This is a genomic window from Bellilinea sp. (assembly GCF_053501535.1).
This window is the reverse complement of the sequence record NZ_JBRCOK010000152.1, coordinates 26,787-40,119: the sequence shown is the minus strand read 5'-3', so window position 1 is coordinate 40,119 and position 13,333 is coordinate 26,787. Positions and strand designations below refer to the sequence as shown.

Annotated in this window: 13 protein-coding genes; 3 read left to right on the top strand and 10 right to left on the bottom strand. The window is 55.0% G+C overall.

What is annotated here, in order from left to right; all coding sequences use genetic code 11:
- Positions 1-100: 100 nt before the first annotated feature.
- Both ACWIZX_RS14020 and ACWIZX_RS14015 read right to left on the bottom strand, forming a co-directional pair.
- Positions 101-766 (bottom strand): helix-turn-helix transcriptional regulator, encoded by a 666-nt coding sequence (locus ACWIZX_RS14020; RefSeq protein ID WP_448336219.1) that lies wholly within the window; start codon positions 764-766, stop codon positions 101-103.
- Positions 767-775: 9 nt separating this feature from the next.
- A complete protein-coding gene (locus ACWIZX_RS14015) occupies positions 776-1,687 on the bottom strand; it encodes a S1C family serine protease (protein WP_448336218.1) in 912 nt (303 codons plus the stop codon).
- A 186-nt stretch (positions 1,688-1,873) separates the two neighbouring features.
- Between ACWIZX_RS14015 and ACWIZX_RS14010 the strand changes: the two genes are divergently transcribed.
- The 3 genes from ACWIZX_RS14010 to ACWIZX_RS14000 all read left to right on the top strand — a co-directional run bounded on the left by ACWIZX_RS14010 (position 1,874) and on the right by ACWIZX_RS14000 (position 5,291).
- Positions 1,874-2,788 carry a DMT family transporter gene (locus tag ACWIZX_RS14010; protein WP_448336217.1) on the top strand — a complete coding sequence of 305 codons (915 nt, stop codon included), beginning with the start codon at positions 1,874-1,876 and terminating at the stop codon, positions 2,786-2,788.
- 106 nt (positions 2,789-2,894) lie between these two features.
- Positions 2,895-3,788: a cobamide remodeling phosphodiesterase CbiR gene (gene cbiR, locus ACWIZX_RS14005; RefSeq protein WP_322792300.1), complete on the top strand. Its 894-nt coding sequence runs from the start codon at positions 2,895-2,897 to the stop codon at positions 3,786-3,788.
- Positions 3,789-3,806: 18 nt separating this feature from the next.
- The gene (locus ACWIZX_RS14000; RefSeq protein ID WP_448336216.1) at positions 3,807-5,291 is read left to right on the top strand and encodes an MFS transporter; all 1,485 of its coding nucleotides are present in this window, start codon (positions 3,807-3,809) and stop codon (positions 5,289-5,291) included.
- Positions 5,292-5,303: 12 nt separating this feature from the next.
- Here ACWIZX_RS14000 and ACWIZX_RS13995 read toward each other — a convergent pair whose 3' ends face one another.
- From ACWIZX_RS13995 to ACWIZX_RS13960, 8 genes are read right to left on the bottom strand one after another with little or no spacing between them, the layout of a single operon-like run.
- Entirely contained in the window at positions 5,304-5,684 is a 381-nt protein-coding gene (locus ACWIZX_RS13995) for a hypothetical protein (protein WP_448336215.1), read from the bottom strand.
- A complete protein-coding gene (locus ACWIZX_RS13990) occupies positions 5,681-7,057 on the bottom strand; it encodes an ABC transporter substrate-binding protein (RefSeq protein ID WP_448336214.1) in 1,377 nt (458 codons plus the stop codon). Before ACWIZX_RS13990 ends, ACWIZX_RS13995 begins: the two co-directional genes overlap by 4 nt.
- Positions 7,054-8,052 (bottom strand): M42 family metallopeptidase, encoded by a 999-nt coding sequence (locus tag ACWIZX_RS13985; protein ID WP_448336213.1) that lies wholly within the window; start codon positions 8,050-8,052, stop codon positions 7,054-7,056. The genes ACWIZX_RS13990 and ACWIZX_RS13985 overlap by 4 nt, the downstream gene beginning before the upstream one ends.
- A 19-nt stretch (positions 8,053-8,071) precedes the next feature.
- The gene (locus tag ACWIZX_RS13980; RefSeq protein ID WP_322791460.1) at positions 8,072-9,151 is read right to left on the bottom strand and encodes a M42 family metallopeptidase; all 1,080 of its coding nucleotides are present in this window, start codon (positions 9,149-9,151) and stop codon (positions 8,072-8,074) included.
- 5 nt (positions 9,152-9,156) lie between these two features.
- Positions 9,157-10,104, bottom strand: coding sequence for a hypothetical protein (locus tag ACWIZX_RS13975; RefSeq protein ID WP_448336212.1), 948 nt, complete (start codon positions 10,102-10,104; stop codon positions 9,157-9,159).
- Positions 10,088-11,767, bottom strand: coding sequence for a DNA methyltransferase (locus ACWIZX_RS13970; protein ID WP_448336211.1), 1,680 nt, complete (start codon positions 11,765-11,767; stop codon positions 10,088-10,090). Before ACWIZX_RS13970 ends, ACWIZX_RS13975 begins: the two co-directional genes overlap by 17 nt.
- Before the next feature lie 13 nt (positions 11,768-11,780).
- Entirely contained in the window at positions 11,781-12,848 is a 1,068-nt protein-coding gene (locus ACWIZX_RS13965) for a M42 family peptidase (RefSeq protein ID WP_448336210.1), read from the bottom strand.
- A 23-nt stretch (positions 12,849-12,871) separates the two neighbouring features.
- On the bottom strand, positions 12,872-13,273 hold the full coding sequence (locus tag ACWIZX_RS13960) for a hypothetical protein (protein ID WP_448336209.1): 402 nt from the start codon (positions 13,271-13,273) through the stop codon (positions 12,872-12,874).
- Positions 13,274-13,333 lie beyond the last annotated feature (60 nt).

Below are 13,333 nucleotides of genomic sequence, written 5' to 3'. Positions count from 1 at the left end.
CGCCTCCCCCAAAATCGCAGGGGCGATTTTGGGGGAGGTGCAGGTGGGGGTCATTGGCATTGCTTGCCGGGTTTTGATCTTATCCCGAACTCACGTCAAGCTAAATTTGTAGATAGCCGCGGCGCGCCCCGATGCGCACCGCCTCAGCACGGTTCATGGCGCCCAGTTTGGCATAAACTGCCGAGATGTGATACTTGACGGTATGTTCACTGATGCCCAGTATCCGTGCAATTTGCTTGTTGGTTAATCCTTGCGCCAGTTGTTCCAGAACTTCCACCTCGCGGGGGGTCAAACGCTCCTCGCCTGCAGCCGGGCTAAACGGCATACCCCCCGGCTGCCCAAGAAGGGAAAACCAGCCGGGCAGCCCCACCGAAAGCCCCTCCAGCAGGGCAGCCAGAGCGGCTTGCAGTGTTTCCCCTTCCACCCCCAGCGGCAGCAGGCCCGCTGCGCGGCTGCGGAACAAATTGGGAAGAGGCACACCGGCTGCCTCTTCCCAATCCGTCACCAGCAGCAAAATGGCGGAAGTTACCCCCTCAGCGAGGTGCTTCTCCAATTCGGCCAGCCGTTGAAAAGGCAGGACAGCCACCAGTACATCCACCCTTTCATCCATCCGCTGCAGTTCGGAAACATCCGCCATCTCAGCGGCGATTTCCACCCGCCCGCCGGTTTGCAGCAATGCCCTCAAACCGGCGCGGATGGCGCCGCCCGGGCTCAGCAAGGCTAACCGTACTGGAGCGTCCCGGGGGCTTAACGGCTCACTTTCCATGCACTCTTCTCAGCGTTCACCTACGATTGCCTGCTTTTCCACTTTCTGACCGCCGCGCAGCAATTCAAGGGTGACCGGCTTGCCCACCACATCCGCCGAAAGAACCGAAACCAGATCTTCGGGGTCATTCAGGGGCTGTGCGTTGAGGGCGGTCAGAATATCTCCCACCATCAAACCGGCCGCAGCCGCGGGGGTGTTTTCTTCCACGCCCACCAGCAACAAGCCGCGTTCCTGAACGCGATTCAACGATTGCTGCAGGGCAGGCGGAATTTCGACCGGCTGGCTGCGAATGCCCAGATACCCGCGTCGGATGCGCCCGTGCCGCGCCAGGATGTCTCCAATTTCCCATGCAACCGCAACCGGAATGGAGAGAAAAGTGCCGCCCGCCAGACCGGAAGTGTTAATGCCCAGCAAACAACCATTCAGGTCTACCAGCGCTCCACCCGAAAAACCGGGGAAAGGTGTGGCATCCAGCCGAAAGAAACGCCGCAGCAGACCGCCGCGCATTGTCCGAACCGGCCCGCCAATCGCCGAAATCAACGCCCAACCCACCTGAATGCCCTCCGGTCCCGGGCGCGCTACGGTCAGTGCCGGCTGCCCTACCCGGCCTTCTCGTTCGGCTACCTCAGTCGGGGTAAGCACAGCCTCTTCCAACCGCAGCAAAGCCAGATCGTTGGCGGGATCGCGCCCGCCCAGCGTTGCAACATGGACGCTGCCATCCCCCAGCAGGATACGGATATTCTCCTCGCGCTCGACCACATGGTCGGCCGTCAAAATCATGTTACTGGAAAAAACCACCCCGCTGCCGGGTAGACGCTTGCGGGCATCCACCAGCACAGTGAAGGCAGCAGCCTTCTCGGCGGCCTGAACCCAGCCCTCCGACACATTCCCCATCAATTCACTTATCGCACCATTTGACATTGCATACCTCCTTTTTGAGTATAACGACCCGCCTGTAAGAGTACAACCTTCAATCCAGATTCAGTATAACTGGCCGGCAAACTTTTTTCCTCTGCCATTTGGGGGATGCGCTTACCCGGAAGAACCGGCAGGGGAAAACCGCAACTCCCTCCGCCCGGCAAATTGTGATAAGATTGCCCCAACAACATGGACGCCATCCTCGACTTATTGACTTCTCCGTTTGGCGGTGGTCTGGCGGCACTGACCGCCGCTTTTCTGTGGGCGCTGGCATCGGTGTGGTTCACCCGGTTGGGCAGCCACCTGTCGGTAATTGAGGTCAACTTTCTCAAAGGGATGCTGGCGCTCATTTTACTGGTCATCACCCTTTACCTGAGCGGCGGCGGTTTGCAATCCATCCCGGCCAACGCGCTTGGGCTGCTGCTGGTCAGCGGAGTGATTGGCATCACCCTCGGCGACAGCGCCTACCTGCAAGCCCTTCAGCATTTGGGGCCCAGGCGCACCCTGCTGCTGGCCACATTAGCTCCGCCGATGGTCGGGCTGATTGCGTGGGGTGTGCTGGGTGAAACCCTGGCGTGGACGGCATGGCTGGGTATTCTGCTCACGGTGGCGGGCATCGCCTGGGTGATTCTCGAACGCACCTCCGATTCAGCCCCAGCCTTTGACCTCAAACTCGGCCTGTTGTTTGGGTTTCTGGCGGCCCTTTCCCAGTCGGTGGCACTGGTGCTTTCGCGGGTGGCTCTAACCCGCACCAGTGTCGACTCGCTGCAGAGTACCATCCTGCGTTTGGCAGCTGCCGTGGTGGTGCTGGCAGTCTGGTCACTCCTGCGCCGCAAACCTTTGCTGAGCCGCACCGTCTTTCAGGCTCAGCCGCACCTGTGGGCAACATTGGCTGCGGCCACTTTCATTGGTACCTATCTGGCAATGTGGCTGCAACAGGTTTCGATTTCACTCGCCCCGGCTGGCATCGTGCAAACCCTTTTATCGGCCAGCCCGTTATTCATCCTGCCAATTGCCGCACTGCAGGGACAAAAAATCACCCCGCGCGCCGTCTTGGGTGCCCTGCTGGCTTTAGGCGGGGTAGCTTTGCTTTTTACAGGTTAACTTCTGATTAAGACTGCTCTTTTTCACTTTGAAATTTCCACCGTTTGAATACAATCTATCCATGTAGGGGTTAATATTTCTAAATCCTTCTGCAGCGAGGTCAATTATGCGATTCGGTATCATGGCAATGCAGATGAATGCCCTCATCCCGCCAGTCAACAACCCGCAAGATGCCATGCAGCATGTGGCAACCTTCAGCCACGCCGGGCTTGTCCGTAAACTGTATGAAGCCGGCTTCGATCTCATCGAACTGGGCGGTGATTTAGGTATGTGGTTTCCGCAAACCTTCAGTCCACCCGCCATCGAAGAACTGGCGCAACTCAAAGAAGAAGTGGGGCTGACCTACACCGTGCATTTACCGCTGTGGTCGGTTGAACCTTCCACCCCCCTGAAAGCCGTGCGGCGCGGCTCGGTGCAGGCGCTGGTGGACTGTATTCAAGCCACTCGCCCGCTTGCGCCGCAATGCTACGTGTTGCACGCCACTGGCGCGCTGGCCGCCGAATTTTACCGGATGAACCTGCCCTCTGCCGGCAAAGCGTTGATTCTGCATCAGTTCCAGCAAAATGCGCTGCAGTCCATTCAAGCCATTTTGGAAGAAACTGGCCTGCCCGCGCGTCAGCTGGCGGTTGAAACGATTGAATTTCCGTTTGATCTGACCCTGGAAATGGCCGAAAGGCTTGACCTTTCCATCTGTCTGGATACGGGTCATGTGCTGGCCGGCTTTGCCGGAGCAGTGGATTTGTTCAGCGTTTTGGAACAAGTCCTCCCACGACTGGCTGAAATTCACCTGCACGACTGTCCCATTCCACAAAATGCCGATCAACCGGCCTACGGTTTGGACCATCAGCCGCTCGGCAGTGGCGATCTCGACACCGCCCGCCTGCTCGACCGCCTGAACAAAGCGCAATTTAAAGCCCCAATCATCTTTGAGTTGACCGTTTTGCAAGCACTTTCCTCGCTGCAAACCATCCGGCAGCTGCGCCCCCATCTTGTATCCTGACCCGCTGGAGAAAACCTGATGGAAGAAAAAAAACTGAGCTGGTTCGATCACATTGCCTTGAACGCTTACTGGTTGGGGATCAACATCGCCTCCGGCGTGATTACCCCCCTGCTGCTGCCCTATCTGGTACTGCTGTTCATGCCGGAAGAGCAGAAAAACACCTACCTTGCCAATGTGCGCGTGATCGGCCTGACGGTTGCCATGCTGGTACAGCCGCTGGGCGGAATGTTATCGGATCGCAGTACCTCACGTTTTGGGCGGCGACGACCGTTCATCTTCGGCGGCGCGCTGGCCAATGTGGTTTTCCTTGCCCTGATTGGCGCCACCCCCCTGTTCATCGGCTCCGAACTGGATGAGTTTTTCCAATCCAGTCTGGGGATTTCCACCGCCTACGCTGTGCTGCTGCTCGGAATTGTCCTCTTGCAAATTTCCTCCAACATGGCTCAGGGGGCATTACAGGGCCTGATTCCCGATCTCGTCCCGGAGAATCAGCGCGGACGATCCTCGGGCGTCAAAGCCGTGCTGGAGCTGCTGCCGGTCTTTCTGGTCATCTTCATCGGCCCGCTCATTGACCGCGGGCAGGTTGGGCTGGTGATGGGCATCGTGGCAGCCGGTTTCCTGATCACCATGGCCATAACCGTTTTGTTTGCCCGTGAAACCCCCATCGGCGAAAAACCAACCAACGGCGTTGGCGACCGTTTCCTGCGCCTGCTGGCACTGACCGGTATTTTTGTGGGCGCTACCCGCCTGGCGGTCTGGCTGGTGAATATCAGCGGGAATCGTCTGACCCAAATGGGCATCAGCCGTGAAGGGCAAATTCTCTTGATCGGGTTGGCCGGTCTGGTGGCAATGGCCGGTTCCATTCTGATTGGCGTGTATTTCGGCGCTTCGGTCGGCATTGGACGGGAAGCCCGCCAGCAGACTTCGTTCATCTGGTGGGTGATCAACCGGCTGCTCTTTCTGGCGGCGGTTGGGTCAATTCAGGGGTTTGCTCAATTTTACCTGCGCGATGTGCTGCAATTGCCCAACCCGGCTACCAGCACCACCCTGCTGCTGGCAGCGGTAGCCGTCTTTCTGATTCCCTCAGCCATTTACGGCGGCACGCTCGCTGACCGCTTCGGACCGAAAAAGCTGGTCTTGTACGCCGGTCTGATCGCCGCGTTGGGTACGCTGGTGCTGCTGTTTGCCCCCAATTTTCCCATCGTCATCCTCAGCGGCTGTATCATTGGACTGGGGACGGGCACTTTCTTCGCCTCCAACTGGGCTTTGGGAACTGAGTTAGCCCCCCCGCAGGAAGCCGGTCGCTATCTGGGGATTTCCAATCTGGCAGGTGCAGGGGCGGGCATTGTCGGTGCCGGCATCGGCGGACCCATTGCCGATTTCTTCAACAAAATCGAACCCGGGCTTGGTTATCTGGTCATCTTCACCATCTACGGGGCGTTGTTTCTGTTCTCCGCATTGACTCTTGTGAAAATTCAGCTGCCCAAAAAAGGCAATGGTTGAAGCCTCACCGCCTCAAGCACCGCTCTGGTTTTGACGTTGAGCGGCAATTCCGCTCAACGTGCCGATGATGACAATCAGCACCAGTACCACCGCCCCAAAAACGATTCCAAAGGTCTGTTCGCGGTTGGCAATCAACTCCTCCGGAATGGGAGTTGGGGAGGGCCTGAGCGCCAGACTTTCGCCGGTCACGGACTGGGTTGGCAATAGCGTAACAACCGCAGTCGGTGATGGGGTGCTGATCTGGCGGGGCGTAACCGGCTCGCTGAACGCCATAGCAGCCAGAAAAGCCAGCAGGACAACTCCCAACCAGAGAAAATGGGGATTCTGCCGTTTGAGCCAGCCCAGCGGTTTGACAGCCCCTTCCAAGATCTTGCTGAAAAGATGCCTGATCATGGTGCTAATAATTTCTCCACCGAAGATTGTGCCGCCTGAGCCGGGCTGGCCTGGTTGCGCAAGACAGCCAGACTGCTTTCTCTGAGCGCCGGGCCAAGGCTGACAAGAATTTCGTTGGAAGGCCGAATTTGCGCCGAAAGCACCACCCGGCTCAGCGTGTTTTGCAGCGTAACCGGCTGCCAGCCGCTCAGAGAAGTGGGGTGTACCGGCAGGTAACCAGCCGCTACGGCCCATTCTGCCAGAAAATCAGCCGCGCTGAGATACTCCGCCAGCGCTACCGCCAGCTGACGGCGTTGCGGATCGGGTTCGGCAATCGCCAGACTCCAACCGGTAGCCTGTGTGAAATCATCCCCGCCCAGCGAGGGTAGCAGCAATGCAGCAGTATCTGCCGGTAAGTCAGTCAGGTAAAACGAGGCAAAGGTAACTGCCCAGTCAGCCTGACCATCCAGATATGCCTGCCAGACCTGCCCGCCGCTTTGATACTGGGCAACCGTCTGAGGAAAAGTGCCCCGCCGCGCTCCTTCCTGATACAGTTCAAATACCTGTTGAAGCAAATCCGCCTGAAGAGCAGGCCTTCCCTGCAAATCCTGCACCAAACCGCCCAGTGACCGGTAAAGCGTCAGGGTTAGCCATGCCTGCGGATCGTCCCCGGCAAAGAGCAGCGGGTTGCCGAACGCCAGCGCGTCCTGCCAGGTTTGCGGCGGACTTCCTCCAACCGAAGCCGGGCGGTAAAAAAGCATCAACGCATCACCGGCAATCGGCAGGGCAAACGGGATGTCCTGCACCCTGCTCAGCTGACGGGCATACGGATACCAGTCCGGGCTTTCGATTTCCTCGCTCACTCCTTCCAGCGGGTAAATCAGACCTTTCAGGGCAGCCGCTTCCAGGTCACCGCGGTTGAGGGCAACCACCGAAGGCAGGGCGGCTGGCGCCGCTGCTGCTGCAGCGGTCAGCGACTCGAGCAAACCGCCGGGGCCCGAGGGGGCTTTAATTCGCACGTGAATCAAAACACCGGGGTTTTCCTCCATGAACGCATCCAAGCGTTGCTGCAACAACTGTCCGGCGGGTGTATCGGCAGCCGGGTCGAATTGCGGCGGCAACCAGAGCGTCAGAGTGATTGCCCCGCCAAAAGTCGGCTGCGGTTCTGGAGTGATGCTCGGTTCAGGTACTGGTGTGAGCGTGATTTGGCCCTCAAGCGTGCTGGTCGGCAGCGGCGTGAATAACCCCGGAAAAACCGGTTCCAACCACTCGACGCACCCGGCCAGCAGCGCCAGAATCAACACCGCCGCAGTGAGGCGCACCAGCGCCGGTGGTATCATTCGCTTCGCATCCCCCTGTCGGTTTTTACCGGTGCGGGGAAACAGACGGCTCATTTCAAATCAACCGGTGCTTGCAGCAAAGCCATCAGCATGCGGACGGCGTTTTGCACATCCTCAAAATCCACCATCTCAGATGGGGTGTGGATGTACCGGCACGGGATTGAAAGACAACCGGCCGGAACACCGGCGCGCGTCAATTGCATGGCGCGGGCATCCGTGGAACCGCCTTCCAGAATTTCCAGCTGGTAGGGGATGCCGGCTTGTTCGGCTGTATCCGCCATCCAGCGCACCACCCGCGGATCGGCGATCATACCGGTATCTTTAACTTTAATGGCAGGCCCTTTACCAAGCGCAACTGCCATCTTCATACCCCTGGGGGTATCACCGGTAGCGGTGACATCCACCGCAATGCCAATTTCCGGGTCAACTCCAAAGGCGGCAGTGGTTGCCCCGCGCACCCCAACCTCCTCCTGTGTGGTGAACACGAAGAAAACTTCATGGGGAGTGTCTTTCAACTGGCGCAGCGTTTCAATCATCACTGCAACCGAAATGCGGTCATCCATGGATTTTGCCACCAGACGTTTGCCCAAATCCAGAAAAGGCCGCTCAAAAGCAGCCACGTCCCCAACCCGCACCGGGCAATCTTCTTGGCTGGTTGCGCCCACATCAATGAACAGTTTTTCAAAACCGTGTACCCGATCCATGTTTTCCAGGCGTTCGCCGCCAATCACCCCGGCAACGCCGTTCAAGAAGCGTACCCGACCGCCGTAGAGGGTGTGCGGGCGCACACCGCCAATCGTCGAAAAGCGCACAAAGCCATTTTCGTCAATATGCGTGGCAATCAAGCCGATCTCGTCCATGTGTGCCGCCAGCATGATGCGCTTTCCATCCGGGCTTTTTTGACCTTTGCGCACCACCAGATTGCCGAGCGCATCCACACGCACCTCATCCGCCACCTCTTTGACTTCCCCTAAAATCAGTTCGCGGATGGGCATTTCATAACCCGAAGGGGCAATGGTTTCCACCAGTTTTTGAATTAACGCTTTCATGCAATTCTCCTGGATTTATTTAGCGATCTTCCGAGAACAATTCCGGGCTGAGCCGTTCCAGTCCGTGATACAACAAAGACAGGGTATTTTCCCAGTCAAGCAGGCGCGCCTGCAATGCCGGGGTGTGGGCATAGCGCACCGGCACCGAAACAGATACCACCGGAATACCCTCGCGCTGTTTGTGAATGGCGCCCGCATCCGTCCCGCCACCGCCCGGCTGGCGAATCTGGTAGGGGATACCCATCTCCTCGGCTGTGCGAATCAGGTGGCGAATCAGGCGCGGGTCCGAAAGGGTGGCAGCGTCAGCCACATAGATTGCCGGCCCGCCGCCAAGGCGGGTATTATAGCGGGTATTTTCTTCACCATCCCACAGGGGCAGATCATTGGCAGGGGTGGCATCCACCGCAATGGCCAGATCCGGGTTCAAGGCATAAGCGGCCACTTTTGCCCCGCGTAATCCGATCTCCTCCTGCACGGTAAAAGCCGCCAGCAATTCCACATTGGCGGGTGGATTTTTGATTAATTCAATCAGGATGGCAACCCCCAGCCGGTCATCCAGCGCTTTACCAATCAGGCTCGGGCCGGCCTGCCGAAAACGGGTGGCAAAGCCGGCTCGCTCGCCCGGTTTGACCTTTTTACCATTCTCGTTGCCTAAATCAATGCGTAATTGATCCACAGAAAGAGCGTTTTTTCGCTCATCGGGTGTTGTCAAATGGATGGGGCGCGCCCCAATCACGCCGGCCAGATGGTCTTTGCCCACCACTACCGGCTTGCCAACCAGCACACGCGGATCAACCCCACCGACCACTTCAAAGCGATGCCAGCCGCCTTCTTCCTCCTCCACGAGAATGAATCCAACTTCATCCATGTGAGCCGCCAGCATCACCCGCAGAGGATTCTCCCCGCTTGCGTGACGAACTGCCAGCACATTGCCAAGCGCATCTACACGCACCTCATCGGCAAAGGGTTGAATTTCTTCAAGGACAATGGCGCGCACCTCGCGCTCATCTCCCGAAACGGCAACGGCATTCGAGAGCCGTTCAAGCAGATTGAGTTGACTTTCAGACACAGGAAGTGAAATTGAAGGGTATTCGTCCATTGTACCTACAGTCTATGAAAGTATTTTTCAGGAACGTATTCCAGGACAATTTGTTCTAAATCGGACAGGTTGGACAGGTTCAGGAAAAAATGGCAGTTTTCCCAAAGCCTGTAGAGATCTCTCCGCCTTGCCAGCCAGCCGCCTCCATCAGCAAAATTAATGAACACCCGCCGTTCATTATAACGGCTATTGGCGTGTCGAACGCGGTCATAGATGGCTAACATATCGCGGGCTTTATTCGTTTGACCGCTGCTGGTCGTTTCTTGAAACGAACTCATCAATATAACCCATGGGTCATCCAGGTTCGGCACGGCAAAATCTATATCCGTCTCAACGAAACGGGAGCGCCCTTTTTCAAAGGGAATACCATATTCACTTCGAACGCGCAGCAGAATATTTTGAATCTCTGCTTCAACTTTATGCCCCTTCTTTGCTCCGTAAGTACCGATCAAGGAACGCTTGTAACGTACTTTACGGGCAGCCTGAGTGCTGGCGCCAATTTCGGCGTAATTCAAACTTTCCAGATAATAGCGCGGAACTAAAGATGCTAATTCTTGATCATTGCAACCGTTATACAGCAAAGAAGCCACCTGATATAACAAGTCTGGATGCCGGGGAAGGATACTCTTTATTCTCGCAAGCGACCATTCCGCATCAAAGCCGCCTTCAATTCTCCCTATACGCCTTAACAGGGATATCAATCTCAAGAATTTTTCTTCTGATAATTCCAGATCCCTTAAGATCACATCTAAAACCGCCGGATTTTGGGTGATTTTCTCCCGAAGGTACTCTTCTGTAACCACCTGCCTGTTAGAAAGATCAGATTGCTCCGCAAGGTTGAGAAGACTTTCAACTTCATGGTCAATTTCGTCCTCTAAAGAAGCGTTGAGGTAAAAAACCGTTGCGGTTTGCCAAACTTGTTCAAAAGAAATTTTTTCAACCGTTCTTGTCATCAGCGATCTCCAATTTTGCCGCTTTGATTGCTTTTCCCCAGGTCGGGAATACATCAAAATAGACCTTCAACTCATAACGGCTGTAGGTCTTTACATCATCTGGAGTTGGAAGTCTTCCCAATTTTTTCGCCAAAGATCGTAATTCCAGTTGAAGTTCTTTTTTTGTCAAACCGATTTTTGATTTTTTGACCGGTATACGCGTTATCTTGCCGTTAAGTTGGATCTCCTTGATCTTGTTTTGCATGAGTTCAACATAGTAGGGATCAATATCAATCCCAACAAATCGGCGGCCTAATTTTGCTGCCGTAATAATGGTGGTACCGGTTCCCGCCAGAGCATCCAATACCACATCATTTGGGTTTGTGGTCAATAAAATGATGCGTTTGAGCAATCCTTCCGGTAACTGGCAGGGATGATAATCTCGATCGCGTCGGTGCTTAATCCTGTGAATATCCCACCACAAATCTGTGAGTGGTTCTTGTTTGTTTTCCCCTCTGGATTTGCGACTGCGCACACACGAAGCTCGCAGACAATAGACGCGGCTGTCAAGATTCTTCAACCCTTCATAATTGAAGGTAAAACCTTCTTTTTGCTTTGTGTAAAAAAGCAGACTGTAATGCGCTGGCATCAATTTTCCACGCGGCTCAGACAAGGCGTCCCATACAATCCAATTTTGAAAATATAAACGTTTATTCAAGTAATCCGCATGGTACATGGACCAATGCGGTAAATTAAGCACGAATAAAGAGCCGGTTGGCTTCAAAATACGAATATATTCATCCAGCCATTGATTGCACCAATCCAGATATTCTTTGGTCGCCAGTTCGTCATTATAGACATTGTAAGACTTATCTAAATTGTATGGAGGATCGGCAAAGACCAAATCTATTGATTCATCCGGATACTTTTTTAATACTTCCAAGGCGTCACCTTGCAAAATCACATTAAAACCCGGAAATTCTTTGTTTTGATCCTCAGGCTGGTCATCCGAATTAACCGTTTGAAGGATGGAAAATAAGTTAGGCTGGTATGCAATTTTACTTTCTTTTATCATCCCCTTTGTTTGAGGAATGGGTAGAGCGTTTTTCGGAGCCGCCCAACCACTCATTTCTTTTTCATCTATGTCTACCATCTTGAGCAGTCTTTGATAGAATGTGACGCCCAAAGAACTGTAATTATCCTCTCCTTCAAGGCTCTTCCAAACATCTGAGATAGCCGCTCCGGATGGATTCATTAAGTGGGCTTTACCTCCCCAATCTTTCAGCGTCCGTCCGCAGGCAAAGCAGTACTCATGCGGTACTCTAACTTTATTGACTGCAAATGTATTACCCTTCACATACATCAGCACACCGCTATGGACAGACGGCAGCCCTTTGGTAAAGTCCCTTTTGGTCGATTCAAGAACAATCCAGTACTTGAATTTCAACTTTTGATCCAGATACACCCCTAATGAGGGCAACTGCGACGGTAAGCCCTGCACAAACAATATCCCACCCTTCTTAAGGGCACGCGCCAATTCATCTAAAATAGAATAGATGGACTTCCATGACTCTTCAGACAAGCCACCGGAAACCAGCAAAGCAAAATCCAGGGATTGAGATGCGAGTTTCTGAGCATCTTCCAGTAATAATGGTTCATCCGATGTGAGCAATGGATTGATCATTTTGTCAATCGGTTTACTCTTCCCACTTCATCTGTTCCATGAAATCCGCCTGCAAACCGGCAATAAACTGCGCCAGCAGATGACCGGTTCGCTGCACATCTTTGAGTGAGATGATTTCAACCGGGGTGTGCATGTAGCGCAATGGGATGCTCAGCACCGCCGTAGGGATGCCCTCTGCGGTCACCTGCATGGCAAAGGCATCCGTCCCGGAGTGAGCCGGCATGACCTCATTGTGGAAGGGAATGTCCAGCCGTTCAGCGGTTTCCTTGATGGCACGGTAAAAAGCCGGATGAATGTTTGCCCCCCAGCCAATCGTCAGCCCCTTCCCCAGCGGGAAGGTGCGGTAATCCGAAGGGCCGCCCGGCCCCCTGGCAAAGGTCACATCCACAGCCACAGCCAGATCGGGACGAATGGAAAACGGCGAAGTGTACCCGCCGCCCAGAGTAATTTCTTCCTGAACGGTAGCCACCGCCCACACATCCCAGATATGGCGCACCCGCTGCAGATCCCTCAAACAGAGGGTCAGCGCCGCTACCGAAGCGCGATTATCCAGACTGTGCCCCGCCAACAGGTCATTGCCGAGTTCCAGCGGCGGCTGGGCAAAGGAAATCAAATCGCCGACGCGTATTACTTCATTCACCTGCTCGGGCAGCAAGCCGGTATCCACCAGCAGGTATTTCATTTCCACCGTTTGACGGGGAGAAACTTCATCGGGCAGCAGGTGTGCCGGCGGCTGAACCACGATTCCCGGCACATCCTGTCGGCCATGCACAACCACCTGCTGGCCGGGAAGAATGCGCGGGTCAATCCCGCCTATTTGGGTAAAACGCAGCCAGCCGTCCACAATTTCGGTAACCATCATGCCAATGGCATCCATGTGAGCAGCCAGCAAAATGGAAGGGCGCGGCTCATCTCCACTGCCCCGCTTAAGGGCGTGCAAACTGCCCAGCGGGCTTGTAGAAATCTCATCCACCAGCGGCTGCCATTCGTGCAGAATGCGCTGGCGTGCCGGGCTTTCGTATCCCGAAAGCCCCGGCAGAGAAATCAGATCTTTGAGAAAATCCTTGATTTCGCTCGTCATTGGTTGAATTGTTCCCTTGAAATTTATGGAGAAGTTGAGGTTTCGGTAGGGGTTGGAGTATTCACCACCGGTGTATCGGTTGGCGGAAGGGATGTTTCAGTAGGGGTCAGAGTTGGCGTTTCGGTGATCGTCGGTGTGCGGGTCGGCGGCACAAACGGGGTAAATGTCTGAGTCGGCGTCCACGTAATCGTTGGGGTGGGTGTGAAAGTATCACTTGGAAGAATGAAAAAGGTCGGTGTCAGGGTTGGCGGTTGGGGCGGTTCAGCCGTAAAGGTCAGCGTAACCGTTGGGGTAGCCGTCGGCTGGGGTACACTGCGGTTTAATTGAAGGATGAAAAATCCCAGACAGTAGCAGGGTATGGTTGCCAGTATGATAAAAACCAGAATAGATCGGATTCGAGTGCGGCGTTCGGCGCGAAATGCCATCCAGAAGTTCTCCCAGTACTCCTCGATAATATCACGGGCTTAAGGATGTGGCAAGTCAGT